Consider the following 26,992-nt stretch of genomic DNA (forward strand, 5'->3'; position numbering starts at 1 on the left):
AATTATTTTCTTTCAATTAATTCCCTGGTCACCTCGTCCCAGGTCATACCCCGCTCTGCCATCAGGACCATCAGATGGTACAGGAAATCAGAAATCTCATACTTCATTTCCTCCACATCCGGATTTTTCGCCGCAATGACGATCTCCGTGGCTTCTTCCCCTACTTTTTTAAGGATCTTATCAATTCCCTTTTCAAATAAATAATTCGTATAGGAACCTTCCTTCGGATGCTTTTTGCGGTCCATAATCACATCGTAGACAGACTGGAACACTTCCATCGGGTTGTCATCTTTGTATTCCTTCTTTACAAGATCCGTAAAAAAGCAGGAATAGCTCCCTGTATGGCAGGCATTCCCCACCTGCTCAACCTTAGCCAAAAGTGTATCTTTGTCGCAGTCAATGGTCAAAGACTTTACATACTGATAATGTCCCGAGGTATCTCCCTTGGTCCACAGCTCATTTCTGCTGCGGCTGTAATAAGTCATGATACCGGTCTCGACGGTCTTTTCAAACGCTTCCTTTGTCATATAAGCAACCATGAGCACTTCATTGGTCTTATAATCCTGAGTTACCACGGTTAGCATTCCATCACTGTTTAATTTAAATTCATCAAAGCTCATAGAACTTTCAAATGTGTTGACGCCGAATTTTGCAGCCCTGCACTCGTGTTTCAGTTCCATGACTCCAAACGTCTCTCTGGATGCCACCGCCAAATCGTCGGCACCGGTAAGTTCTAAGATGCGGACAGCTTCTTTCGGATCTGAAATGCTCACCATCACCGGAAGGCCAGATACTTCTTTAATTTCTTTGATCAGGGATGCAAATGTTTCATACCCTTTGTCTGCCAGTAAAAGCAGTTCTCCAGCTCCGAGCCTCGCCATTTCCTTCGCAAATGATACCGGTTCTTCCTGGCTTTCCAGATCCACGGACACGATGATCTGATCCTTTCCGAACCGGTCCCCGGCCTTTTTAACGATTTCCTTGTCCACAAGGACTGTTTTTCCAAGGCAGACCTTATCGGCTCCGGCATAAAGAATTTTCTTCACGTCTTCCAGGTCTTCAATGCCTCCTCCGGCATAAAGCGGGATGTCAATATCCTTTGCAATCTCTTTCACTGTCTCCGCAGTTATTTTCTCGTCGTAATAGCTGACGGCATCTGCACCTGAATGATCGTATGCCTTTGCCGCTTCTGCAAGCTTTTCCCCATAAATGCAGGGAATGATTTTTTTCTGTCGTTCCATCTATAATGCCCCTTTCGTGGAAAGCACATCCGCAATCCGCGGGTCCATACCGGTTGCCTCGTCCAATGCCTTTGCAAATGCCTTAAATGCCGCCTCCATCAGATGATGATTATTGGTGCCGGAGAGCTGCCTGATATGCAGATTCATGGCACCGGCATAAGATACCGCATAGAAAAATTCCCGGACCATCTCCGTGTCAAATCCTCCGACCCTGTCCGCAGTAAAGCTAAGGTCCGTGTCAAAATACGGCCTTCCGGATAAATCCAGACCGCACAGCACGAGAGTTTCGTCCATCGGCAGTACAAAGGAGCCATACCGTTTGATGCCCTTTTTATCTCCTGCCGCCTGTTTGATCGCTTCACCAAGAACGATCCCCGTGTCTTCAATGGTGTGATGGCTGTCCACATGCAGGTCGCCGTCCACCTTCACTCTCAGGTCAAAAAAACCATGCTTTGCAAAACTGATCAGCATGTGGTCAAAAAAACCGATCCCTGTGTCCACCTCAGAGGCTCCCCTGCCGTCCAGGTCGATAAACAGTTTAATCTTCGTTTCACTTGTGTTCCGGATAATTTCCGCGCTGCGACTCATATTGCTTCCTTTCTCTATTCGTTTTCAAATCTCACTTTAATAGAATTGGCATGGGCTGTCAATTCTTCCTGCTCTGCAAATGTTTCGATATCTTTGTGGACCGGTTTAAGAGCCTCTCTCGAATAATAAATCACACTGGATTTCTTGATAAAATCGTCCACACTCAGTGGTGAGAAAAACCTTGCTGTTCCGTTGGTGGGGAGTACATGGTTCGGGCCTGCAAAATAATCTCCCAGCGGCTCACAGCTGTACTGTCCGACAAAGATTGCCCCCGCGTTTTCGATCCTTGTCATGACATCAAACGGATTTTCCATCATGATCTCCAGGTGCTCTGAGGCGATAGAATTTGCCGCGTCCACTGCTTCTTTTAAATCTTTGGCGATTAAAATATATCCGAAAGAATCCAGAGATTTTTCCATGATCTCCGTTCTTGAGAGCTTTTTCAGGAATCCATCCACTTCTTCAGAAACCTGTTTTGCCAGTGTCTCACTCGTCGTCACCAGGATAGCGCTGGCCATCTCATCATGTTCTGCCTGGGATAACAGGTCCGCGGCCACATACCGGGGATTGGCGCTGTCATCGGCCAGCACGAGGATCTCGCTCGGTCCCGCGATGGAGTCGATACTCACATTGCCGTACACTGCTTTTTTCGCCAGAGCCACGTAGATATTCCCCGGTCCCACGATCTTGTCTACCTTCGGGATTGATTCTGTGCCGAAAGCCAGAGCCGCTATTGCCTGGGCGCCCCCTGCTTTGTATACCTTTTCGGCTCCGGCTTCTTTGGCCGCCACCAGAGTATTCGGATTGACCTTTCCGTCCCTGCCCGGAGGTGTCACCATGATGATTTCTTTCACTCCTGCCACATGAGCCGGCACAACGTTCATGAGCACAGAAGACGGATAGACCGCCTTTCCTCCCGGCACATACACTCCGCACCTGGCAAGTGGAGTCACCTTCTGTCCAAGTAAAATGCCGTTCTTTTGTGTGTCAAACCAGCTGTTCTGCTTCTGCTTTTGATGGAAGTCCCGGATATTGACGATAGCCTTTCTGATGATGTCAAGAAGCTTTGGCTCTACTTTTTCATACGCTTCCTCGATCTCAGCCTCCGTCACCAGCACAGTGTCTGCCGTAAGCTTTGTTCCGTCAAACTTCTCGGTGTACTCAAACACCGCCTCATCGCCTCTGGCTTTTACATCATTGACGATGGCATTTACCTGCTCTTCGTACCCCTCGTAGTGATTCGGGCTTCTCTTCAGCAGATCGTTTAAAATATCCGCAATAGAATCTTCATTTACTTTTACAATTCTCATGGCACTACCCCTGTTTCTTCTCGTCTAACAACTTCTTTAATGCAGTCACAATTTTACTGATCCTCTCCTGCTCCATTCTCTGACTCACCTGGTTTACGACCATCCTTGCAGAGAGCGGACAGATCTCTTCCAGCACTTCCAGTCCGTTCTCCCTTAGTGTAGACCCCGTCTCCACGATATCCACAATAACCTCTGAAAGGCCGACGATCGGTGCCAGTTCCACGGAACCGTTGAGCTTTACGATCTCCACGGTCTGGAGTTTTTTATTATAGAAATACTCTTTCGCGATATTCGGATATTTGGACGCCACCCGGATCAGCTGACTGCCGTTTAAATACTTTTTGGCTTCTTTCGGCCCGCAAACGCACATCCTGCATTTACCGAATCCAAGGTCCAGCACCTCGTAAAGATTCCGTCCTTCTTCCAGGATCGTATCCTTTCCGACCACCCCGATGTCTGCTGCCCCGTATTCCACGTAAGTAGGCACATCGCTGGCCTTGGAGAGGAAAAATTTAAGCTTCAGATCTTCGTTTACAAAAATCAGTTTTCTTGTTTTTTCATCCTTCATCTCTTCGCAGGTAATCCCTATCTGTTCCAGCAAAGATAATGTCTTCTTGGCAAGCCTTCCTTTTGCCAATGCAAATGTTATATATCTCATCTCACTGCCCTTTCATTAAATCCCTGACGGTATCCCCGGTTTCATAGTACAAAACGCATCCGATCCGGTGATCCGAAGACATGGCCATATAATCTTCCAGATTCCTGTCCTTCTTTTCCAGTATGACTGTCTTTCCTTCTTTCCGATAGCCCACAGCTGCCGGGATGGCGGCTTCCATGGCCTCCTCTTCATAGACGATCAGCATGTCTGTGAAATCGGCCTCCATTTGGATCTTCTGGCGTTCCAGCGCCATCATCAGGCTGTCTAGCACGATGGCAAAACCGATGGACGGTGCTTTCTTTCCGAACTGTTCGATCAGGTTGTCGTAACGGCCTCCTTTTAAAACTGCGTCTCCGGTTCCGTAGGTATATGCCTTAAAAATAACCCCGGTGTAGTAATTATGACGGCTCAGCATGCCCAGATCAAAGCTTATGTACTGCTCCAGCCCGTACACCTTAAGCATCCGGTAAACTTTTCTCAGCTTCCGGATGGCTCTCTTTGATGTCTCATTAGACACAAGGGCATCGGCCTTATCTAAAATGTCTACATCGCCGTTGAGCTCATTGAACTGGACAAAAACATCTTTTACGGCCTGGGGAATATCTAGGCTTTCCACAAATTCGATCAGGCCGAAGAAATTTTTATTGATGATCAGCTCTCTTAACTGCTCTTTTACGTCTTCATCTTCTATACACTCTACGAGTCCCTGGAAATACTCGACCTGGCCAATGGTCAGCCGGAAATCTTTCAGTCCGGCATTCAGGCAGCAGTCGAGCGCCATGGCGATGATCTCTCCGTCTCCGTGGCTGGAAGGATCATTGATGAGCTCTGCGCCCATCTGGCAGGTTTCCTTTAGTTTCAGCTGATAGCTGGAATTATTCAAAAAGACATTCCCGGTATAGGCAAACCGCAGATTCCGTTCCTCACTGTCATAATACTTTGCCACGCACCGTGCCACAGAAGGCGTGATGTCCGGCCGCAGGACCAGGGTATTTCCCTCCCGGTCAAAAAATTTGTACATCTCTTTAGAGGAAACAGTTCCTTTCTCACTGTTAAATATATCGAAAAATTCAAAAGTTGGGGTTATGATATTCTCATAGCCGTAGAGGGCAAATACATGATTTAATTTATCCTTTAACCTGAGTCTCTTTTTACATTCCAATCCGTATATATCCCTTACTCCTTCCGGCGTATGGACCCTCTTCTGATTCATAATTCTTCTCCTTCTTCACTTCAATACACTAAAGTGGTAATTCACTACTATGTTAAATACTTTAGTTATCATACCAGTCTATCTTTTCGTTGTCAACCGTTTTACATATCTCTGTCCGCGAAATCTTCCTCCATATGGCTGCTTGCGCCGTACATATCGCGTCCCACAACCCGTTTTGCGATCCGTTCTTCCTCGATCCACCGGCTCAGAAGATCCTTTACCCTTCTGGAATCAGCAATATTTTTAAGTTCAATTACCGGGTTTGAGGCATCCCTTGTGGTAAGGCGGATCGTCCCGGTGCCGAAAATGCGGTTTCCGAAAGTTTTCTCATAGGAGACATCCATGACTCTGTATAAGAGGCATTCTTCCTCATGTGTTGACAAAAGTCCTGTCTGCGTATATAATCTTTGGTTCTCAACTCTGTATTTTGTAAAGGTAATCGGCCACCACAGCAGATGACTGCGGTCTGACCATGTTTTATTTTGTTCATCTATCATTGGCTCGGTCCTCCATATTCTGAAAATTACCTTTCCATTATACCTGCATTAACGGCAAAAAATCAACCAAAACAGGGCGCGGCGTGATATAATACGATTAACTAAAAAATGGAGGTGCAGCTATGGCATTTGACGGATTTGTCATTTCAAATATCGTAAACGAACTAAATGAAAAAATATTAAACGGAAGAATTTATAAGATTTACCAGCCTGAGGCCGATGAGATCACCCTGGTGATCAAACAGAACCGGGAAAATTTAAGGCTCCATCTTTCTGCCAGTCCGGGCCTGCCGATCGTCTATCTGTCGGATCAGGGCAAACAGAACCCGATACAGGCCCCAAACTTTTGTATGCTGCTGCGAAAGCATCTGAGCAACGGCCGTATCGTCTCCGTAGAACAGCCGGGCTATGAGAGGATCATCGAGATCACCGTGGAACATCTGGACGAATTAGGCGATGTATGCCAAAAGAAACTGGTCATCGAACTGATGGGCAAGCACAGCAACTTAATCTTCGTGGGACAGGACGGAATGATCCTCGACAGCATAAGACACGTGGGGGCCAACATGAGCTCCAAACGGCAGGTCCTGCCCGGCATGGCTTACTCTATGCCTCCCACACAGCATAAAAAGGATATAGATTCTTTGACTCTGGAAGACTTTTTAGCCGGGATCAAGCCAAAACCTGTACCAGTCACCAAGGCACTTTACTCGTCCATCACAGGCATGAGTTCGTTTTTGGCAAATGAGATCTGCTACCGCGCTGGAGTCGACGGCAGCCAGTCCACAGATTCCCTCACGCAGGACCAGTGCTCCGGTCTCTACTCCCAGCTGAAAAAACTGGCTGTTTCCGTGGAAAAACACGAATATGTGCCCAATATTATTTATCAAAACGGGGAACCGAAAGAATTTTCCTGTTTTCCGATGACGTCTTATGAGACATCTTATGAAGTGAAAGTCTTTCCCACCATCAGCGATGTCCTGGTCATCTATTACTCTGAGAAGGAAAAATATGCGAGAATGAAACAGAAGTCTGCCGATCTGAGAAAAATTGTCCAGACGTCCATCGAACGCACGAGCAAAAAATATGATCTGCAGAGAAAGCAGCTGCTCGACACGGAGAAAAGAGATAAATATAAAACATATGGGGAATTAATTCAGGCATATGGATACGGCCTTGAACCTGAATCCAAATCCCTCACGTGCCTGAACTATTACACCAATAAAGAAGTCACCATCCCTCTTGACCCTTTCAAGACTCCTCAGGAGAACGCGCAGAAGTACTTTACCAAATATAATAAACTGAAACGGACCTATGAAGCTCTCTCCGAGCTTACGGTTGAGACAAAGGATGATCTGATGCATCTGGAATCGATCGCATCTTCCCTGAATCTTGCAGAGAACGAACAGGATCTTTCCTCCATCAAACAGGAACTCTCAGATTATGGATATTTGAAAAAGCGCGGTTCAAAAGGGGCTAAAAAACCGACGAAGTCAAAGCCTCTCCACTTTTTGTCCTCCGATGGATTCCATATGTATGTAGGCAAAAATAATTATCAGAATGATGAGCTGACATTTAAATTTGCCAACGGCGGCGACTGGTGGTTTCACGCAAAAAATATGCCTGGCTCTCACGTCATCGTGAAAAAAGAGCAGGCAGATACTCTGCCGGATGCTACTTTTGAAGAGGCCGGGCGGCTTGCCGCTTTTTACTCCAGCGGCCGTCAGGCGCCAAAAGTAGAAGTCGACTATGTACAGAGGAAGGAATTGAAAAAACCGCCGAAAGCAAAGCCTGGATTTGTTATTTACCATACGAATTATTCTATGATGTGCGTCCCGGATATCTCAGGCATCAAAGAACAGTAACCGATAAAGCATTCTGGCGGTTATCCTCTTGATTTAAGAGGCGTTCATGTGATATTCCAGCCTGAGTTTATCTGCGATCAGCGCAATGAATTCAGAATTTGTCGGCTTCCCTTTGCCGGCACTGATCGTATATCCGAACATCTCTTCCAGCAGCTCGATCTTTCCTCTGCTCCATGCCACTTCAATGGCGTGGCGGATAGCTCTTTCCACACTGCTGGAAGTAGTTTTATATTTCTGTGCAATCGTTGGGTATAGCAGCTTTGTTATGTAGTTCATCATGTTGACGTCATGGATCGCCATGATGATGCCTTCCCTAATGTACTGGTATCCTTTGATATGAGCAGGAATCCCCAGATCTCTGATGATCTTTGTCACATCTTTCTGGATATCATATTCTGTAAACGTTTTTTTGACCGGCTCGCTTTTCACCTCAAATGTCTTTTGGTAGTTATTATTTACTCTTTTCATTCTCATCATCTGATTGATCCTGTCCATTAAGACATTCGTATGAAACGGCTTCATCATACAGTAGTCGACACCCATAAGGCTGATACACTCGATCAGTCTCTGATTGCCGATGGAGGTAATTGCAATAAAAGAAGGTATCTTGTCGTCGTCCATCGTCCCGTTACACTGTTCAATCACACCCAGTCCGTCTAAAACCGGAAGGACAATATCGATCACTACCACATCGGGCTCATTTTCCTTAATCAGCTTTACTGCGGAAGCACCGTCATAAGCCACTCCCACTACCTGCATTTCATTTTCCATTTCTCTGCAAAGTTCCTTAGCCTCATTTTGACTGCTGACGGCGATCAAAATTTTTCGTTTATCATACATTATGTATACCTCTCCATCCAAATCTAACCATTCTAAGAGAGAAATATATCAAGCATATTCCCCTTTGTCAATCGCATAATCAAACAATATTTACTATCTTCCATCATTTTCAGACATTTTTTGCGACACGATTCGATCTCCGTATTCAAGTCTGATTTTATCTGCAATCAGTGCAATAAATTCTGAATTTGTCGGTTTGCCTTTCCCTGCATGGACTGTATATCCGAACAGAGCATCGATCGTATCCATTTTTCCGCGTCCCCAGGCTACCTCGATGGCATGGCGGATCGCCCGTTCCACTCTACTAGATGTAGTACCAAACTGTTTGGCAATTGTTGGATATAGTTGTTTCGTTATGGAGTTCAGAATATCCATGTCGTAGATGGCCAGCATGATTGAATCTCTCAAATATTGATAGCCCTTAATGTGAGCCGGCACACCTATTTCATGGATAATGTTTGTGATAATGATCTCCAGCTGGTTCTTATTCAGACCTTCCTGCTCCTTTAATGCGACAAAAGGCTTCTGTACTTTTTTGTCTAATTTTGCTTGTTTTATTTTTCGGATTACCATTTCCGAATCAAATGGTTTGAGGATAAAGTAAGATGCACCCAGCTCCATCGCTTCTTCGGCAACACTTTCCTGACCCATGGCAGTCACCATAATCACCGTCGGCTGTTTTTCTAGTCTCTCATCGCGAAGCTTTTCCAACACCCCGATTCCATCAAGCTTCGGCATGATAATATCCAAAAGAACAACGTCCGGCTTTTTCTCTTTGATAATCTCCACGGCAGCTTCCCCGTTGCCGGCACTTCCGATGACCTCGATCTCCTGATCTAAGTTTAAAAGCTGAGTCATCATACTGACCATTTTCTGATTATCATCCGCGATTGCCACATTAATTTTGCTCATGTTAAGTCCTCCGATTCTGTTTTTATTTACAATATAATTATATATTTTTGCAAACTTTACAAACACCCCTTATCCTTCGCAAGTTTTTTGTAAATAACAGCAAAATCATCTTATTTAGAGGAATTCAGCATGTTTTCAATGAAGGTTGCGTACCCTTTTGTCGAATCATCCACAAACACATGGGTTACCGCACCTATAATGTGGTTATTCTGAATGATAGGAGTCCCGCTCATTCCCTGAACGATACCATTCGTCAGCCTTAACAGTTTTGGATCTGTAATCTCAATCTCCATCCCTTTCAACACATCATGGTTGGATTGATCCACACTTTTGATCTCAATGTCATAGGTCTCTCTCCTGCCGCTGATGCAGCTTATGATCTGCGCTTTACCTTTCTTCACTGATTGTTTATAGCCGATTCGGTAAGCCTTGTCTTTCTTATCCGACTGAGTCGTACCGTAAATACCGTATTTGGTATTCTTGCGGATGGTTCCCAGAAGATTTGCCTCCTTGTAAAAAATGCTTCCGACTATTTCTCCAGGAGATCCAGATTTCCCCTTCTGAATTGTGTCAATCTGCGGAGACAGCAGGTATCCGCCCTTGATGTCCATCAGCTTTCCGGTATCCATATCACAGATACCGTGTCCTAATCCTCCGAATTCGTTTCCGGCCACATAAGTCATAGTTCCAATGCCCTGTGTATTATCCCTGACCCAGGCGCCGATCTTGTACTGGCTGTCTGTGACAGACTGAACAGGCTTGACTTTAATCTTTGTTTTTTTATGGTTCCGGATCACTTCCAGGGTGACTTCCTTTCCGTTGCATTCGTTGATCTTTTTCATAAAATCAACCTTCGTTTCAACCTTTGAACCATTCACTGACAGAATATAGTCACCCTGATATAGTTTATTGGAGCTTGGGGAATGGTTTCCTCCGTCCACTCCGGTGATCATATCTGTTTCCAGCACAAGGATCCCATTGGTCTCTACATAGATGCCGACAATCTTTCCGCTGGGCACCAGTGTTTTTTGTTTGACGACATTCACCTTAATGTCCTTTAAAGGTATGGCGCCGAACAGCTTTGCTTTGATCTCATCCTGCCCCACCGAATCTTTGGTTAGCACGAACGGCCGGTTCAGTTTGATCTTCTGATCCTTGACAGTCCCGACGGCCGGCACGTCATACTTTAAACAGGCTTTTTCTCCCATGGTCAGCTCAATAGAATTGGGCAGTACATTTCTGCAGTATTTGAAATATACGGCACAGATTCCTACGATGTTTATGACAAACAGAGCAATGAGAAGTTTGCGGTAGTAGTATTTTCTCATGGTTTCCTCCTAAACAGATTAAATCATAAATGATTTAAAAAAGGACGTACGCTTTTATGCGATACATCCTTTTTATTATGTCTGAAACCTAAGAAAAGCACTCAGTATAATTTTGCGTCATTTGCTAAACTTTTCATTTCTTCTGAATTTTTTAAGACGGCCTCCGTAATATCGTCGCCGTTGATCATACGGCTTAATTCCCTGAGAGAATCCGCCTCTGTGAGCTTTTGTATGGTCGTTGTCGTCTTCTTTTTATCTGCACGTTTTTCAATATAGTAGTGTGAATCTGCCATGGCCGCAATCTGGGGAAGATGAGTGATCGCCAGTACCTGATGGTCTTTTGCGATGACAGCCATTTTCCTGGCAACCTTGTTGGCTGTCTCACCGCTGATTCCCGTGTCGATTTCGTCAAAAATCAACGTTCCTACACGGTCCACATCCGCGAGGACAGATTTCACGGCAAGCATGATCCTGGAAAGTTCTCCGCCGGATGCCACATCCGCGATAGGCCTCACCGGAAGTCCCGGATTTGTGGAAATCATGAAGGATACCTTATCGATCCCATCGGCATGAACTCCTTCGGCCCCCGATACCTGAATCTGAAAGCGGACAGAGAGAAAATTAAGCTCCGAGAGCGCCTTAAAAATCTGCTGTTCCAATATTTTTGCGGCTTTTTTCCGCTCTTTTGAAAGCTTTTGGGCCGCCTGATAAAATGCCTTTTCGGCTTTGGCTATGTTCTCCATGAGACATTCTTTTTCTTCCTCATAGTGTTCATAAGTTATAAGTTTCTCCTCAGCCTGCTGCCGGTAGTTTAAGACATCCTGAATGGTCCTTCCATACTTGTCTTTCAGTCCGTTAATGAGGTTTAATCTGTCTTCTGTCTTCGAGAACTCCTGAGGGTCATATTCCATTGACGATATATATTCTGAGACCTGCTGGTTAAACCCATTAATAATATCTTCTGCCTGAAGAAGCTGCTCGTAGGAATCTGTCAGCCCGGAATCCAGGTTCACGATCCCCTGAAGCTCTTTTAAGGCACTTGAAAGCAGAGTTCCTACGGAAACCTCGGCTTCGTTTCCGGTACATTCATAAGCCTTTTTTACGCCCTCCATAATCTCCTGGCTGTGGATCATTTTTTGATAAGCTTCTTCCAGAAGTTCATCTTCATTTTTTACGAGATGTGCTTCCTCTATTTCCTGGATCTCGTGTTTTAAAAAGCTTATCTCCCGGAGTCTCTGGGCTTCATCTGTTTCAAAATCTCCTCTTCGGTTCAGAAGTTTCTGCAGTGCCTCAAATGTTCTCTTTGTGTCTTTCCTATATTGTTTCCCATTTTGGCTTAAAAAATGGTCTAAAATTGATTTGTGATTTTTTTCATTTAAAAGGGACTGGTGTTCCTGCTGCCCATGAAGGTTCATGAGCCTATCTGAAACCTCCTGAAGGGTCTTTAACGTCACCGTACAGTCATTGATGCGGTTTACATTCCGCTTCTCCGATATCACCCTCCTGACCAGGATCATGCCGTCCTCTGCGGGAAGGTCCCTTTGTTTCAAATCGTTTAAAATTTCTTCATCTTCCGTGTAAAATAAAAGTTCAATCAGTGCCTCATTGCTCCCCGGCCTGATCATATCCCTCGAAACCTTTTTCCCCAGGGCACTTTCAATAGAGCCGATAATGATCGACTTTCCCGCCCCCGTCTCACCGGTCAGTATGTTTAAGTGCTCGTCAAAATGGATCTCGATCTCATCAATCAAAGCTAAATTTTTTACATGCAGACTCTGTAACATAATTCACCTACTTATCACTTGTGCTCTCCATCATCAGACGGATCTCCCTGATGACGTCATCGCCCTTTTCCTGCTCTCTTACGGCACAAAAAATCGTGTCGTCTCCGGCGATGGACCCCATGAGTCCGGGAAGATCCAGATCATCAAGCGCTGCGGCACAGGCCATTGCCATGCCTGAAGCCGTCTTGATGACCAGCAGATTGCCGGATGTCTCCATGGAAACAATAGCGTCATTTAAAATTCTCTGATAGGACTTTGCCACTTCTTTTTCCCTGGCACTCAAAAGCCCGTATGCCTGCCTTCCGTCCGGCAGAGGAATCTTCGTAAGCTCCAGTTCCCTGATATCCCTGGAAACCGTCGCCTGGGTCGTACTGAATCCCTGGCCATTCAGCAGGCTGGTCAGTTCTTCCTGTGTCTCGACCGGCTGCTTTGCGATCAGTTCGATGATCGCCTGCTGTCTCTTTTTTTTCATGCTTTCCCACCAACTTTCACCCGAAGCGTATGATAAAAACTATTTTCCTGCACCTTGACAACCTTAGCAACTTTCCGGGACTTATGAATCTTTATGATATCTCCCGGATTCAGGCGCTCCGCCACCTGGCCGTCGAAAGTTACAAGCGCTTCCTCAAGCTGAGTTTTTCTGACCTTCTGGATATGGATCTCAATGGTATCCCACTCGCCGAGGACAATGCTCTTTGCCTGGAGAGAATGGGGACAGACCGGTGTGATCAGAATGACATTTGCCTCCGGATTGACAATCGGGCCTCCTGCCGAGAGATTATATCCCGTGGACCCGGTAGGGGTTGAGATGATGACTCCGTCTGCCGCATACACATCTAATAAATCTCCGTTGACAATGATCTTAAATGAAATGATCCGTGAAAAACCGCTTCTCGTAATGACGATGTCGTTGAGGGCAGACAGCCGATAGCATGAGATGTCCCGGTGGTAAATACATCCCTCCAGCATCATCCTCTCCTCGATATGAAAATGGTCATTGAGCAGATCATCGATCCCCTCCGACAGATGAGACATTTCAATCTCCGTTAAAAATCCCAGGGTGCCCAGATTCACTCCCACCACCGGGAGGTCATGAGGTGCTATGAGGCGGGATGCATGCAGCATCGTCCCGTCTCCGCCGAGTACAATGACACATTCCACTTCCCCGGGAATATTGGAATAGGACTGGGTATCTTCCGTAAAATCTTTTCTCAAAAAAGCGGCTCCGCCTTTTGACTCAATGTACTCCCTTATCTTGTTGGATATGGAAAATCCCGGGTCTTTCACTTCATTGGTCATAATCAAAAAATTCTTCATCGTCTTCCTTCTTCTGCTATTTTGCCCTCTCCAGATCACCGTGAGATGCCGCTACCACTTTCGGTATCTCGTCTCTCAGGTTGTTCTCGTGCTGCTTTTCTTCGGTCTTCTTCATATGAAGAAGATATTCGATGTTTCCCTCCGGACCTTTGATCGGAGAGTAATCAAGATGTAACAGTTCAAATCCATTGCTGCTGGCAAAATCCGTGATTTTTTCTATGACTTCCTCGTGGACGGCCGGATCTCTCACAACGCCTTTTTTCCCGACTTTTTCTCTGCCTGCTTCAAACTGTGGTTTGATCAGAGCGGTTACTTCCCCTCCGTTTTCCAAAATTCCATAGACGGCGGGAAGAATTTTGGTCAGGGAGATAAAGGACACGTCGATGGAGACAAAACCCGCTGGCTCCTCTATGTCTTCCGGTGTCACATAGCGCATGTTTGTTCTCTCCATGCACACGACCCTCTCGTCATTTCTCAGGCCCCAGTCCAGCTGTCCATGCCCCACGTCTACGGAATATACCTTTTTGGCACCGTTTAAGAGCATGCAGTGAGTAAAACCTCCAGTAGACGCTCCAACATCCATGCATACCCTGTCCGTAAGCTGAATATCGAACTGTTTCATTGCCTTTTCGAGCTTCAGTCCTCCTCGGCTGACATACTTTAAGGTCTTTCCTTTTATTTCGATGGGAAGTTCTTCTTTGACCATAGTGCCGGCCTTGTCTTCCCTCTGTCCGTCTACAAAAACTACACCCGACATGATGATCGCCTTTGCTTTTTCCCTGGATGCCGCCAGCCCCTTTTTCACCAGCAGAACATCTAATCGTTCTTTCATGCTTTATCTCCAATCCAACCTTTGATTTTTTCTGTCATCGTATCACTGTCGATGCCAAGCATTTTCCTGAGCTGAGTTACAGAACCATGCTCCACAAATCGGTCGTCAATTCCGATATTCCGGACCCTGCCCTTGTAATCATGATTTGCCAGAATCTGTGTTACCTGCTGTCCGAATCCGCCGTTTAACACGCCCTCTTCCATTGTAACGATCAGGCGGTGTTCCTTTATGAGAGAACAGATCAGTTCTTCATCCAGAGGCTTCACAAACCTTGGATTCACGAGTGTCGGCTTATATCCTTCTTTTACGAGTTTTTCATAGACAATTGCTCCTTCTTCCATCAGATTGCCCAGCGGGAGTAGCGCGATCTCACTGCCTTGTCTGAGAATACTTCCCTTTCCCCTCATGATCGGCGTAAATTCCTCTTCAAACAGTGTGGAAGCAGTTCCTCTCGCGTATTTTACCGCCATGGGACCTTCTCCCTTTGTAAGGGCATAGGTCACCATTTCTTTTAACTCTCTGCCGTTGACCGGTGCCATAACGGTGACATTCGGGATCGACGACAGATAGGAGACATCAAAAATACCCTGATGTGTCTCTCCGTCGGCTCCTACGAGCCCGGAACGGTCTACTCCGATCAGCATCGTCAGTCTTCCGATCGCCGCATCATGAAGAATCTGGTCATAAGCTCTCTGAAGAAATGTGGAATAAACAGCTGCTGCCGGTTTCAGACCTCTGGCCGCCATTCCCGCACAGAACGCAATGGCATGCTGTTCTGCGATACCCACGTCAAAGAACCGTTCCGGAAACTGTTCCTTGAATCGTTCAAGCCCGGTTCCCTCCGGCATCGCAGCCGTGACAGCCGTGATTGTTTCATCCTTTTTTGCAAGTTCCGTCACAGTATCTGCAAAAATATCCGTGTAGGAAGGCCCTCCGGAAGACTGTGCGGACAGATTCTTTCCGGTACGCACAGAGAAAGGCCCGACTCCGTGAAATCTGGCCGGTTCCTTTTCCGCAAAGCGGTAGCCCTTTCCCTTCTTTGTGACAACATGAATAATAATCGGCTCATCCAGCTGTTTTGCCCTCTCAAAGGTATCGATCAGGAGAGGTGTATTATGTCCGTCGATAGGGCCGATATAAGTGATCCCCATATCCTCAAACATCATCCCCGGAACGAACAGCTGCTTAATGGAGTCTTTGGAACGTTTCAGACCTTTGGCAATCGGCTCTCCGACTACCGGGATCTGCATCAATGATTTTTCTACGTTTCCCTTAAAATCTACATATTCTTTTTTGGACCGCACTTTATTCAGGTAGCCGGACATACCGCCTACATTTTCGGAGATAGACATCTTGTTGTCATTAAGGATGACGATTAATTTTCTCTTTTCTTCCCGAAGCCTTGCCATGTTGTTCAGCGCTTCATAGGCCATGCCTCCCGAAAGCGCTCCGTCGCCAAGCACTGCCACGATTGTTTCATCTGTGCCTTTTAAATCCCTGGCCTGCGCCAGTCCCAGGGCAACGCCGATGGAGGTTGAACTGTGTCCGCTGTGGAACGCATCGCAGTCACTTTCTGTGGGTTTTGGAAAGCCGCTCATGCCGTGGAACTGCCTCAGCGAAGCAAAGCCGTCTTTTCTGCCCGTCAGGATCTTGTGGATATACGACTGATGCCCTACATCAAATACCAGCTGATCTTTCGGAAAATCCAGAACCGTGTGAAGTGCCATTGTAAGCTCCACTGCCCCCAGATTAGAAGCCAGATGGCCTCCTGTTCTGCTGACATTCATCAGCAGGAATTTCCGGATCTCTTTGGCTAAAATCCGGTAATCTTTTCTGTCTATTTTTTTAATATCATTGGGATGATTGATCTGTTCTAACATGTCTACTCCTTTGGCAGTCCTTTTTATACATACTTCTTGAAATCTAGTAGGTTCTGTGAATCAAGTATTCTGCCAGACCTGTGAGATAACCGTCAGATGTATCATAGGTTCTCAGAATCTCCACTGCCTCCAGCGAGATCCTCTCTACATCCTTCCCGGCCTGTTCCAATCCTTTGATCGAGACATATGTGGTCTTCTGATTTTTCTCATCGCTTCCCACCGGTTTGCCGATGACTTCCTGCTGTCCTGTGATATCAAGGATGTCATCCTGGATCTGAAAGGCAAGACCGATCTTCCGTCCGCATTGTTCCATGGCTTTTACATCTTCCTGTGATGCACCGGCAAGCACCGCCCCGATCATCATGCACGCTTCAATCAAGGCAGACGTTTTGTTGTGGTGAATAAACATGATCTGCTCCATCGTAAGCGCAGTACCCTCCAGTTCCACGTCTGCCACCTGTCCTCCGATCATGCCGTAGATACCCGGTTTCCGGGCAAGAATCCGGATGGCCTCTGCCACTTTTGGAAGGTCTGCATCCTCTAAAACAAACGCAGCCGAAACAGTCTCAAATGCATAGTTGAGCAGGGCATCTCCCGCAAGGATCGCCATATCCTCTCCGTAGACGATATGACAGGTTTTCTGTCCCCTTCTGTAGTCGTCGTTATCCAGAGCAGGAAGATCGTCATGGATCAGGGAATAGGTATGGATCATCTCAATCGCAGCCATAAAGGGTTCAATAACTTTTCCCTTTCCCCCGAACATCTTGAAGGTTTCTTCCATCAGCATTGGTCTCAGCCGTTTCCCTCCGGCTTTCACCGTTGTGTTCATCGCCTTGAGCACTGTTTTCTGAAAGCCTTCCGGTTTCGGAAGATAATAATCCAGTATTCCTTCAATATGACTTATACGCTTTTTAAGCTCCTGATCAAACTCATTCATTGTTCTCTCCGTTTTGTTCTAAAATAATCAGCTCTTTTTCCACCTGGTCCAGAGAATCCTTACATTCTTTTAAAGTCGAAACCCCTTTTGTATAAAGTTCTACCGCGTCGGCAAGCTTTACGTCCTCCTGCTCTAAATTCTTTAATATATCGTCTAACTGGCTGAATCCTTCATCAATATTAAACTTCTTTTTTTCCATAAGTGACAACCTGATTTCCTTTCCAAAAATATCTTCTTAATTATATCATATTTGATTTGAATTGAAACCCATGAGTTTTTCTTCACTATCTTCAGTCAGCTTTTGAAATGCTTTCTTCCGATAGTGAAGAAAAACTATTGCACAATGGCGCCTCCTGTTTGAAGCATTCCTTATCCAGTAGATATTACGTCCGACATCTTCATGACTGGAGTGAGGTATTCTACGTACTGAATGGGAATCATTCGGAATCTGTCCTGTTGATCAGGGAACAAAAGAAAAGACAGGATAAATCTCCCCGTCTTCTCATCTTATATATTTTAATAAAAATTTACTGCTTTCCTGTTTCATAATACAATCTGTAAGACAGAAAAACTTTACAACTCTTGTTACTGTTTATCATTACAATTGGAAATAATACAGCGTATAGAATTTCATTTCAATACAACTCTTGTTACTGTTTATCTGGAGCCTTGATCTTATCGCCAGTGAAGCCAAATCATTTCAATACAACTCTTGTTACTGTTTATCGTATTTTGGGGAGTTTTTATGCGTCAGCTATCTCAGCATTTCAATACAACTCTTGTTACTGTTTATCCGCCTCTGTGTCTCCCATAAGCTGTGCAATTTTCTATTTCAATACAACTCTTGTTACTGTTTATCTAACGTTTTTATGCCGTTTCTTGTTTTTATTATAGTCAGTTTTCCTGATGAAATCAACGTTTCTTTGATTTTTTCCCAACCGATTGTATAAATTGCTAAATCACCTTTAAAATCTCCTTCTGACTCCCATTTTAAGCGGTTCTTTGACGTTTTTTGAGTTCTTGAGGTTGGGAAAACTAAGCATTTGTGAAAGACAAAGTGGGCAAGCCCTACGGGCAGGATGCACAGCTTCGCGCGCGGAACAAAAGCTGTGCATAGAAAAAATTGGTTCACGAGGTGTGTAAAGCACACTTTTGTTCTTTATTTTTCTCTCGGTATAACTTGTGTTACTTTTGTTTTTATAGATCCGTCGGAGATGGTAATCTGTACTTCATCACCTTTGGATATCTGAGTCGCCGATACAACCGGACGCCCGGATTGATCTGACAAATATCCATATCCGCCGATCAGTTTTGCCGTAGGGGAAAGGCCGTGAAGCCGCTGTGCATATAGTTCAAGGCGATGCTGATAACGGTTCCGCAAAAAATCCATCCTCTTTGTCAGGCGGTCTTCTAATTCTGCAAGCGTCATCCTCTGCTCCTGCAATTGAAGCTTCGGATCAAAACTGCGCAGTTTTCCGCTGTACTGTTCCAGACGGAGTTCATAATTTCTCAGAATATGGCGGATCTGTACAGAAAGACTTCTTTTCCTTGCGTCAATCGCATCCAGCGTCTCCCTTAAATCCGGAACTGCAAGTTCACACGCCGCCGTGGGTGTGGCTGCCCTTAGATCTGCAGCATAATCTGCGATGGTGGTATCCACTTCATGGCCTGTCCCAGAGATAATTGGCGTTTTGGCCGCATAAATGGCCCTGGCGACCATCTCTTCGTTGAATGCCCAAAGATCCTCGATCGATCCGCCTCCGCGGCCGATGATGATCGTATCAACCCCATAACGGTCCAGAGTCTGAATTCCTCTCACGATCGTATCTGCTGCTCCGTCGCCCTGGACCTGTGCCGGATACAGCACGAGTTGTATATATGGATTCCTCCGCTTTGCAACACTCATGATATCGTGGATGGCGGCTCCTGTCTTCGCCGTCACGATGCCGATGGTTTTAGGATTTTGGGGAATGGGCTTTTTCTTTTCGTGATCAAATAAGCCTTCCTTGTAAAGCTTATCTTTCAGCTTCTCAAACTCCACATAGAGCCGTCCGATCCCGTCCAGAGAAATCTCGTTGGCATAAAGCTGATATGTGCCGTTTCTCTCAAACACACTGATGCTTCCCGAAACAATGACCGTCTGACCGTTTTCCATCTCAAAATCCAGCCCGTTTATCCTCTGGTTGGCAAACATCACACAGGAAATCTGACTTTTATCATCCTTCAGTGAAAAGTAGATGTGCCCGGAAGAATGGTATTTGCAGTTTGAGACTTCTCCCTTGATATAAATCCGGTTCAGGGCATAATCGCTCTGAAAGATTCTTTTGATATACGCATTGATCTGCGCTACTGAAAATACTTTATTCATCTAACCAATCTTTCCAAGAACCCCATTGATAAATGAGGCGGCCTTTTCGTTGCAGTAGGTCTTGGAAAGTTCCACTGCCTCGTTGATCGCCACTTTATCCGGAATATCCTCATCAAACATTATTTCATAAACTGCAATTCTCAAAATCGTAAGCTCGGCTTTTCCAAGTCTCCTGATATCCCAGCCTTTGCTGTTTTCATTGATCCTTTGGTCGATTTCTTCAAGACGGGAAAGCATATCGAGAGTCCTTGTCTTTATGTAGTCTTTCTCTTTGTTCCTGAAAAAATCATTATTTGCGAAATACAGGTCCGCCTGCGCTTCAAACTCCTCGCTTGTGTGAAAATCGATGGAAAAGCACAGACGGAACATCTGCTCTCTTAATTTACTCCTTGTCATCATACGGTCCTTTCTCTACACAGTAAGAACGGAACTGCTTTTCACAGCTCCGCATCTTTTGATTATTCTTCTTCCAGCGCTACGCCGGCAATTCTTACGTTGACTTCGTCGATGGTCAGGCCTGTCATATTTTCTATGGCTGTCTTGACCTTCTCCTGCACTTTCTTTGAAATCTGTGCAATGCTGACCCCATAATCCAGTTCGATGGCCAGATCGACACTGACATGGCTTCCCTCCACGTTGACGCGGACACCTTTGGAAAGCTTCTTCATGCCCAGCTTGCTCACAAGCTCGTTGGTGATATTGCCGCACATGCCTGCCACGCCTTTGACTTCTGTCGCCGCAAGACCCGCGATGATCGCGATCACTTCGTCCGCGATCTTCACTTCTCCGAGCAGCCCTTTTTCCTGAATCTTGTAACCACTACTTTTATTCTCCATAAAAAGCCTCCTGCTGATTGCTTCTAAAAACTTTTTCTTCTGTTTTATAATTCTTCATATACAGTATGTTAATTATACCAAAACTTATCGATGTTATGCAAGAAAAAAGAAAGTGTGCAAATCCCTGTCCCCGGAATTTACACACAAAGCCTTTAATCTTCTGTTTTTATCGATGTGATCACGACATTTTCCAGCTTGCATCCCGTCTTTCTCGTAACGATATCTTCAATCTGGCTTCTCTCCACTTTGGAGACATCTTTCAGGTTCACCAGGACATCCACGTTTCCGTTTTGAATGGTCACGATGGAATTTAAAAATCCCTTGGCGCCCAGAAGGTTTTCGGTAGCCGTCTCCATCTCCATCTGTTCTGCCAGGGTAGCAAGCTTATCCACCGCATCCTGTTTGACACTGTCCTTGACTGTCTTGTCTTTGATGATTTCTTCCAAAGTGTCCTTTGCCTTGCTGTGGGTCTGTTCTCTCTCAAGCTTCGCCTTTGCCACGTAATTTCCCACCTGGGCGTTAGTGAGCACTGCTTCCCCCACATCCGTGATGTCATCTTTTGCCTGACTCTGGGAGGCATTTTTTGCCGTGTTGCTTACAGTCTTTGCTTTGTCCTTTGTTGTAGTAATGTACTGACCCGTATAATTTACATAGCCCGCGACCGCTATAATAACAGCCAGAGTTGTGATGATTAACTGATTTTTTTTCACGATTTTCTTCATTTCCTAGTCCTCCATTTTTAACACCTTTATTTTATAAGATGAAATGTGAAACAACACACTCACCGCATCGACGATATTCTGGTTGACAATATCGCTTCCTCCGCCTTGTGCGACCACTACAACTCCTTCCACTTCAGGTTCTACTTCCTTCACTATGTAAGGGACCTTCTCCCCGTTTTTATCAATCAAAACGGTCTCCTCATCTTCCTTCACCGTTTTTTCGTCCTTTTTTGTGCTCTCTTCATAAGGTGTATCCTTGTTGACGACCGACTCCTTTGAAGATTTCAGAGTGATCATCACTTTTACTTTTCCCACGCCTTCCACATTTTTCAACGCTGCTACAAGCCTTTGTTCCTGCTTTTTGACATAGGCATCCGTGGATGACACGCCCTCATTGCTTTCTGAGTCTTTGGTGCTTTTGGCCGTTTTCTTCCCTGATGAAGGAAAAGAAAATACGATCAAGGCAATACCAAGAACAAAGATCAAAACAATTTTCTTTGTGCCCAGAGATTCAATTTTTTGGATCAGTTCATTTTTGTCCATCATACATTTCCTACTCACTTATATTGATATGACTCTCATCTACATTATAGAAGTTCAAAAGTATTGTTTTTACTTTCTTTGCTTCGGATTCTTCATCTCCAACCTTCACGGAAATCTCATCGATCTCCGGATCATCCTTTGTATTATCCGTATCTACTTCCACTTCTTTTGCCTGGATCTTATAGGATTGAAGGATTTTTTTTATTTTCTTCTCTTCGCGGCTTTTATAAGTCTCAAGAGCCTGGCTCCTGAAAGAAGCTTCTGTGCTGTCAGCATTCACATTGGAAAATACCGCCAGGTCTTCCGGTCCTATATTCATAACATAGGCAATCGGTCTCATCATCAGGGCCAGAAGCATAAAACCGGTCACCAGTCGGATGTAGGGCTTGTATTTATCCCCCTGGCAAAGCTGGCCTACCAGTGTCATAAGAATCAGAAAAAAAACAATCGCTTTAATATACTGCATATGCCGTCACCCCGTATAGTAATTAATATTTGTGGAAAAGGCTACGATGGCGATGGACAGAATAAACAAAATACTCAGAGTAAACACTGTCCTGAGCAGCAGTTTTCCGCTCTTGATCACCGCATCCAGAGACCCTGTGATCCGTTTGTCTGAGACCGGCTGAAGCAGAATTCCTGTCCCAATATAAGAGAGAAGAATTCCGCCGATCTGCATCAGCGGAACCAGAATAATGACACAGAGAACAAAAATACCCGCCACTCCGATGCTGTTTTTGATCACGACAGCTGACCCGATCAGAGTCGTTGTCACCGTGCTGACGCCCTGTCCCACCCCAGGAATCATGGACACACCTTTTTTTAAAATACCGTCTTTTACGGAATCTACTGCCGGCAGGAGCATGGCCTGGATCATCTGGATTCCCAGAACCACAGCCAGCAGTGCCTTTAACAGGGCTCTCACTGCCCATTCCAGTGTATCGCAGAGCCTGGAAAGCTTCTCCTCCAGCGAAATGTGATTCACGATCTTTAACACAAACAGGATTTTTACCGCCGGAAAGATCACACTCTGGACCAGAAGAGAAATGATATAGATCACAAACAGATACATCTCATACAGAGCCACCGATGTGGATACTCCCGTGGTTGCCACCACTGCGATAGAGTAAGCCGTGATCAGTCCTTTCATGAAATCAATGAGCGTAGAGATCACCTGATCCGTGATAGAATTTAAAAAGAAAAAAGAATTCGCCATCAGACCGATCAAAATCATGTAAGTGACATAAAAGGCTGTATCTCCTGTATTTCCCTGAAAGAATGCATCGGAAAAATTTTTAAACACTGCTGCGATGATCGCCACTACGATCAGCTGTTTCATAAAATTCTTATTTTCGGACAAAATCAAAAACAGCTGGTCCCCGACACTTTGCCTGACCATGGAAAAAGCGCCTTTTATATTTCCAGTTATCAGCTTTTTCACCAGTTCCTCATAAGAGAAACTGATGTTTGATTTCTCCAATGTCTTCTCCACCTGTTCAAACGAATATTCGCTCAAATCTTCCTCTTCGTTTGCTGACACCTTTGCTGTGAAGATCAGCACAAAGATAAATGCCAGCAAAATGATCCGTTGTCTCATCCCATCAGCCTTTCTAATGTCGTCAGCAGAGATTCCAGGATCGGCAGGCTGACAACCAGTATAGACAGCTTTCCCGCCATCTCCACCTGTTTTGCCATGGTTGCCTGTCCCGCATCTTTGCATATATTTGAGGCAAACTCACACAGAAAAGAAATCCCGACCAGCTTTAAAAGAATTTGTATGTAAGTTCCCGGAATTCCTGAATAAGACTCAATGGCGCCAAATAAGTCTATGATCTTCCCCATCTCGTCCAATGCATAGATTGCCAGAAACAGGCTGGATACAAGGCCGATCACCAGGCTGTACTCCGGCCTGATGGATTTAATTTTCAACGTAAGTATACTGGCTATGATGCCAAAAAGTGCGATCTTAACCATAGGCCCGCCTCCTAAGATATGGTGAACAGTGTCTGTACACTCTCGAAAAGATCATAGATATAAGGGATTACCCATGACAGTACAAGGATCAGCCCCGCAAGGGTGATCAGAAATGCCTGTTCGTCCCTGCCCGAGTGTTTCAGTACTTGCACCAGGATCGTGACCAGAATTCCCACAGCCGCAATCCGAAAGATAATGTTTACGCTCATAAGATCCTCCTTACAATAAAATAATCACAACGAGAAGTCCAAAGGACAATCCAAGGCTCTGATATAATTTACAGTTCTTGATCACCTGGTCTTTGATCTGATACATTCTCTCCTCGATCTGCTCAATCGTAAAATCAATGGTCTTCACCTGCATGTCCTTGTCCAGATAGCCAATCGTATCTCCCATGGTGATCAATGGCTCCAGCATCTTTTTCTCCAGGACATACGGTATGAGATCCTTCTCGACAGAACTCTTCCACACTTGAGAAAATGTTTCTTCCTGGTAAGAAGAGAGTTTTTTTGATACGTCAGAGAGAAAAACAGAAAACTCGGCATTCATCTTCCCGGCTATGGTGCCGATGGCATCGGGAAGAGGCGTCAGTCCATAGCGGATCTCGCCCTGCAGAAGATATAAAAGCCTTTTTAATTCAATCCCCTGCTCCAGTCTCTTTCTTTCCCTCGACGCCCGGTAAAATCCAAGGATACCGCCGGAAATAATGACTATAGCCGCACCCAGCAGTTTAACCATAAAGCCTCACCCCCTCCTCGTCCAAAATCTCCTTGACGGTTCCCGCCTTCCCCTGTTCACTCAGGACAACATAGCGTTTAAAAACTTTTCTTTCGATCATTTCCCCAACATACGGCACTTTTTTCAATTCCTCCATATCTTTGCCGTGGATCGTCGCCATCAAAGTACAGCCGCAGTAAGCACTGTACAGCATAGCGTCCACGTCCTCTTTTTTTCCAATTTCATCTACTGCTATCACATTTGGAGCCATAGAGCGTACAAGCATCATTATTCCTTCCGACTTCGGACATCCGTCCATCACATCTGTGCGGATGCCCACTTTGTTCTGCGGTACTCCCATATAAGAAGCCGCAATCTCACTGCGCTCATCCACCACACCCACAGTCTCGCCGCCGTCGGAAGCCATGCGGATCATATCCCTTAAAAGCGTTGTTTTCCCTCGCCCCGGAGGCGAAATGATCAGCACCGGGAGAAGCTGTCCATCTTTCGTGCAGTGTTCAAATATCCCCTCCGCACAGCCAATGACCTCATGGGCCACACGGATATTCAAAAAAGTGATGTGCTTCATCGTCTTGATCTCGCCGTCCTCAATAGACACTTTTCCTGCGATCCCTACCCGGTGTCCCCCTTTCACGGTCAGAAACCCCTGTCTTAACTGGTCTTCATAGGCATAAAGAGAATAATTGCTGATGTATTCCATCATCTGTTTTAGCTCTTCTCTCGTGAGAACATGTACAAAATGATGGCTGGTCGTAAGCTTCCCTGCAGTGGACAAAAAATATTCTTTATTTTCATAGCGGACGATCACAGGCTGATGGATACGCAGCCGGATTTCCTGAAGTTCTCTCGGCTTGAGACCGCTTTTCTGCATCAGCCCCCGGACAGACTTCGGGAGTATGTGGTAGATCTCACTTGTGTTTTCCATAGGACTCCCCCTTCTTCGTAAAGCTGTATAACCCTAATATATGTACCGCACAAGGTATTTAGAAGCGCAAAAAAGCACCAAGATTAAAAATTGAACCGACCCCCAAAAGTCAGACCAAAAATCTAACGATTGGAGGTCGGTCTTATTATGGCAAAATATAGCCTTTAGCTAAAAAAGAAAGTAGTTGAAGCGGTGTCATCGCGGGGAGGATGACCTGTGTCGTTTTCTCGCCATATTTCTATATATCGTTCTAAGCCTTTTAGAGCTTGATACTTGACCGTAATACAAAAATTCCGGGAAGGAGAATCTCCCTTCCCGGAAAAAACAATAAACTTTCATAAAATAGTTGACAAACCCGTCATAATACTTTCATGATTTTCAAATGGCTGTCTATTTTCAAATATGCACCGGTCAGTTTCTTTACCTCTTCTATCGTTGTTTCCGGAGAGATTTCAACCAGCTTAAATCCGTCTTCCTCCACATCAATGACAGCTAATTCTGTAATGATTCTGCGGACCTTTTTGACCGCAGTCGGCGGCAGCGTCACTTTATCCAGCAGCTTTGGCGTCCCTTTTGCCGTGTGGGTCATGGCAATGATCACTTTTTTTGCTCCTACCACCAGATCCATCGCTCCGCCCATACCGGAAACCATTTTACCCGGTACGATATGGCTTGCCAGTGTTCCTTCTTTATCCACCTGCAAGGCTCCAAGAATCGTTATATCCACATGTCCTCCTCGGATAATCCCGAAGGATGTACTGCTGTCAAAGAAGGAAGCACCTGATTTCACAGAAACATTCTGTCCCCCTGCATTGATAACATCTTTATCTTTTCTTCCTTTCGGTGCTGCGCCTCCCATGCCCAGAATTCCATTTTCGCTCTGCAGCGTAACCTCCAGATCATCTGTAATATAATCAGAAATCATGGTTGGCAGCCCGATCCCTAAATTTACCACATCACCATAGTTTAATTCCTGTGCAGCTCTGCGGGCAATGATTTCTTTTGGATTCATTCTACACCTCCGCATTTTTGTGGTTCCTGTACAATATAATCAACCAAAATTTTAGGTGTCATGACATGATTGGGGTTAATCTCTCCTGCGGATACTATTTTTTCTGCACCTGCAATCACAACCTCTGCTGCCTGTGCCATAAGCGGATTGAAATTCTTTGTGGTTCCATCATAGTAGATATTTCCATCTTCATCTACGACAGATCCTCTGATCAAAGCTACATCTGCCTTTAATGGCAGCTCCAACAAATATTCTTCTCCATGGATATTGACCGTTTCTTTTCCTTCGGCCACTTCCGTCCCGACTCCGGTTGGCGTCAGCACCCCGCCCAAGCCGCTACCGCCTGCCCGGATCCGCTCTGCCAGCGTTCCCTGGGGCACCAGTGTGACTTCCAGCGTTCCCTCTGACATTTGTCTTCCCGTTTCAGGATTGGTTCCAATATGAGATGTTATAATTTTTTTCACAAGTCCTGCACTGATCAGTTTCCCGATCCCTGTTTTCTCATTCAAACCGGAATCATTAGAAATGACCGTCAGATTTTTATATCCTTTCTTCACGATTGCATCCATCAGTCTTTCGGGAGTTCCATTTGACAAAAATCCTCCGATCATCAGGACCGATCCATCATGAATGAATTCCATTGCTTTGTCTGCAGTGATTCTTTTTTTCATG

The 26,992-nt window shown here is 45.3% G+C and carries 30 protein-coding genes; 1 reads left to right on the forward strand and 29 read right to left on the reverse strand.

The annotated features are described in order from the left end of the window. Positions 1-2 precede the first annotated feature (2 nt). From hisIE to CI597_RS04875, 6 genes are all read right to left on the reverse strand, one after another. A complete protein-coding gene (gene hisIE, locus CI597_RS04850) occupies positions 3-1,241 on the reverse strand; it encodes a bifunctional phosphoribosyl-AMP cyclohydrolase/phosphoribosyl-ATP diphosphatase HisIE (RefSeq protein ID WP_024727766.1) in 1,239 nt (412 codons plus the stop codon). After that, positions 1,242-1,829, reverse strand: coding sequence for an imidazoleglycerol-phosphate dehydratase HisB (gene hisB / locus CI597_RS04855; protein WP_024727767.1), 588 nt, complete (start codon positions 1,827-1,829; stop codon positions 1,242-1,244). A gap of 14 nt (positions 1,830-1,843) precedes the next feature. Beyond that, positions 1,844-3,139, reverse strand: coding sequence for a histidinol dehydrogenase (gene hisD / locus CI597_RS04860; RefSeq protein WP_024727768.1), 1,296 nt, complete (start codon positions 3,137-3,139; stop codon positions 1,844-1,846). Between the two features lie 4 nt (positions 3,140-3,143). Beyond that, positions 3,144-3,797 carry an ATP phosphoribosyltransferase gene (gene hisG, locus CI597_RS04865; RefSeq protein WP_006567182.1) on the reverse strand — a complete coding sequence of 218 codons (654 nt, stop codon included), beginning with the start codon at positions 3,795-3,797 and terminating at the stop codon, positions 3,144-3,146. 1 nt (position 3,798) lies between these two features. After that, positions 3,799-5,010 (reverse strand): ATP phosphoribosyltransferase regulatory subunit, encoded by a 1,212-nt coding sequence (gene hisZ, locus CI597_RS04870; protein WP_024727769.1) that lies wholly within the window; start codon positions 5,008-5,010, stop codon positions 3,799-3,801. A 101-nt stretch (positions 5,011-5,111) separates the two neighbouring features. Next, entirely contained in the window at positions 5,112-5,507 is a 396-nt protein-coding gene (locus CI597_RS04875) for a PH domain-containing protein (protein ID WP_024727770.1), read from the reverse strand. 122 nt (positions 5,508-5,629) lie between these two features. Between CI597_RS04875 and CI597_RS04880 the strand changes: the two genes are divergently transcribed. Next, positions 5,630-7,372, forward strand: a complete 1,743-nt coding sequence (locus CI597_RS04880; protein ID WP_024727771.1) for an Rqc2 family fibronectin-binding protein — start codon at positions 5,630-5,632, stop codon at positions 7,370-7,372. 33 nt (positions 7,373-7,405) lie between these two features. Here the strand turns inward: CI597_RS04880 and spo0A (CI597_RS04885) are convergent, their stop codons facing one another. The 23 genes from spo0A (CI597_RS04885) to CI597_RS04995 all read right to left on the reverse strand — a co-directional run bounded on the left by spo0A (CI597_RS04885) (position 7,406) and on the right by CI597_RS04995 (position 26,991). After that, entirely contained in the window at positions 7,406-8,212 is an 807-nt protein-coding gene (gene spo0A, locus CI597_RS04885) for a sporulation transcription factor Spo0A (protein ID WP_024727772.1), read from the reverse strand. Between the two features lie 93 nt (positions 8,213-8,305). Continuing rightward, complete coding sequence (gene spo0A, locus CI597_RS04890) at positions 8,306-9,124, reverse strand: sporulation transcription factor Spo0A (protein ID WP_022260673.1); 819 nt, start codon at positions 9,122-9,124, stop codon at positions 8,306-8,308. Positions 9,125-9,234: 110 nt separating this feature from the next. Further along, entirely contained in the window at positions 9,235-10,452 is a 1,218-nt protein-coding gene (gene spoIVB, locus CI597_RS04895; protein ID WP_024727773.1) for a SpoIVB peptidase, read from the reverse strand. Positions 10,453-10,553: 101 nt separating this feature from the next. After that, positions 10,554-12,236, reverse strand: coding sequence for a DNA repair protein RecN (gene recN / locus CI597_RS04900; protein ID WP_024727774.1), 1,683 nt, complete (start codon positions 12,234-12,236; stop codon positions 10,554-10,556). Between the two features lie 7 nt (positions 12,237-12,243). Next, a complete protein-coding gene (argR, locus tag CI597_RS04905) occupies positions 12,244-12,708 on the reverse strand; it encodes an arginine repressor (RefSeq protein WP_024727775.1) in 465 nt (154 codons plus the stop codon). Further along, complete coding sequence (locus CI597_RS04910) at positions 12,705-13,553, reverse strand: NAD(+)/NADH kinase (protein ID WP_024727776.1); 849 nt, start codon at positions 13,551-13,553, stop codon at positions 12,705-12,707. Before CI597_RS04910 ends, argR begins: the two co-directional genes overlap by 4 nt. Positions 13,554-13,569: 16 nt before the next feature. Continuing rightward, positions 13,570-14,385 carry a TlyA family RNA methyltransferase gene (locus tag CI597_RS04915; protein ID WP_024727777.1) on the reverse strand — a complete coding sequence of 272 codons (816 nt, stop codon included), beginning with the start codon at positions 14,383-14,385 and terminating at the stop codon, positions 13,570-13,572. Then, positions 14,382-16,265, reverse strand: a complete 1,884-nt coding sequence (dxs, locus tag CI597_RS04920) for a 1-deoxy-D-xylulose-5-phosphate synthase (protein ID WP_024727778.1) — start codon at positions 16,263-16,265, stop codon at positions 14,382-14,384. Before dxs ends, CI597_RS04915 begins: the two co-directional genes overlap by 4 nt. A 43-nt stretch (positions 16,266-16,308) precedes the next feature. After that, on the reverse strand, positions 16,309-17,202 hold the full coding sequence (locus CI597_RS04925; RefSeq protein WP_024727779.1) for a polyprenyl synthetase family protein: 894 nt from the start codon (positions 17,200-17,202) through the stop codon (positions 16,309-16,311). Beyond that, complete coding sequence (xseB, locus tag CI597_RS04930) at positions 17,195-17,401, reverse strand: exodeoxyribonuclease VII small subunit (RefSeq protein ID WP_024727780.1); 207 nt, start codon at positions 17,399-17,401, stop codon at positions 17,195-17,197. The genes CI597_RS04925 and xseB overlap by 8 nt, the downstream gene beginning before the upstream one ends. A gap of 960 nt (positions 17,402-18,361) precedes the next feature. Next, complete coding sequence (gene xseA, locus CI597_RS04935) at positions 18,362-19,570, reverse strand: exodeoxyribonuclease VII large subunit (RefSeq protein ID WP_024727781.1); 1,209 nt, start codon at positions 19,568-19,570, stop codon at positions 18,362-18,364. Beyond that, on the reverse strand, positions 19,571-19,969 hold the full coding sequence (gene nusB / locus CI597_RS04940) for a transcription antitermination factor NusB (RefSeq protein WP_235824549.1): 399 nt from the start codon (positions 19,967-19,969) through the stop codon (positions 19,571-19,573). A 59-nt stretch (positions 19,970-20,028) separates the two neighbouring features. After that, positions 20,029-20,406, reverse strand: a complete 378-nt coding sequence (locus CI597_RS04945; protein WP_024727783.1) for an Asp23/Gls24 family envelope stress response protein — start codon at positions 20,404-20,406, stop codon at positions 20,029-20,031. Positions 20,407-20,558: 152 nt separating this feature from the next. Then, positions 20,559-21,128, reverse strand: coding sequence for a SpoIIIAH-like family protein (locus CI597_RS04950; protein ID WP_006567201.1), 570 nt, complete (start codon positions 21,126-21,128; stop codon positions 20,559-20,561). A 3-nt stretch (positions 21,129-21,131) separates the two neighbouring features. Continuing rightward, the gene (locus CI597_RS04955; RefSeq protein ID WP_235824550.1) at positions 21,132-21,671 is read right to left on the reverse strand and encodes a stage III sporulation protein AG; all 540 of its coding nucleotides are present in this window, start codon (positions 21,669-21,671) and stop codon (positions 21,132-21,134) included. Positions 21,672-21,681: 10 nt separating this feature from the next. After that, positions 21,682-22,137: a stage III sporulation protein AF gene (locus CI597_RS04960; RefSeq protein WP_024727785.1), complete on the reverse strand. Its 456-nt coding sequence runs from the start codon at positions 22,135-22,137 to the stop codon at positions 21,682-21,684. Between the two features lie 6 nt (positions 22,138-22,143). Next, positions 22,144-23,268, reverse strand: coding sequence for a stage III sporulation protein AE (locus CI597_RS04965; RefSeq protein ID WP_024727786.1), 1,125 nt, complete (start codon positions 23,266-23,268; stop codon positions 22,144-22,146). Beyond that, positions 23,265-23,645 carry a SpoIIIAC/SpoIIIAD family protein gene (locus CI597_RS04970; RefSeq protein WP_024727787.1) on the reverse strand — a complete coding sequence of 127 codons (381 nt, stop codon included), beginning with the start codon at positions 23,643-23,645 and terminating at the stop codon, positions 23,265-23,267. Before CI597_RS04970 ends, CI597_RS04965 begins: the two co-directional genes overlap by 4 nt. 11 nt (positions 23,646-23,656) lie before the next feature. Then, entirely contained in the window at positions 23,657-23,854 is a 198-nt protein-coding gene (spoIIIAC, locus tag CI597_RS04975) for a stage III sporulation protein AC (RefSeq protein WP_006567206.1), read from the reverse strand. 10 nt (positions 23,855-23,864) lie between these two features. Beyond that, positions 23,865-24,383, reverse strand: coding sequence for a stage III sporulation protein AB (locus CI597_RS04980; protein ID WP_024727788.1), 519 nt, complete (start codon positions 24,381-24,383; stop codon positions 23,865-23,867). Beyond that, positions 24,376-25,308 (reverse strand): stage III sporulation protein AA, encoded by a 933-nt coding sequence (spoIIIAA, locus tag CI597_RS04985; protein WP_024727789.1) that lies wholly within the window; start codon positions 25,306-25,308, stop codon positions 24,376-24,378. The genes CI597_RS04980 and spoIIIAA overlap by 8 nt, the downstream gene beginning before the upstream one ends. Before the next feature lie 358 nt (positions 25,309-25,666). Then, entirely contained in the window at positions 25,667-26,320 is a 654-nt protein-coding gene (locus tag CI597_RS04990) for a 3-oxoacid CoA-transferase subunit B (protein ID WP_024727790.1), read from the reverse strand. After that, positions 26,317-26,991: a CoA transferase subunit A gene (locus tag CI597_RS04995; protein ID WP_024727791.1), complete on the reverse strand. Its 675-nt coding sequence runs from the start codon at positions 26,989-26,991 to the stop codon at positions 26,317-26,319. The genes CI597_RS04990 and CI597_RS04995 overlap by 4 nt, the downstream gene beginning before the upstream one ends. Position 26,992: the final 1 nt, after the last annotated feature.

Source organism: Anaerostipes hominis (ex Lee et al. 2021) (genome assembly GCF_002270485.1).
Taxonomy (GTDB): domain Bacteria; phylum Bacillota; class Clostridia; order Lachnospirales; family Lachnospiraceae; genus Anaerostipes; species Anaerostipes hominis.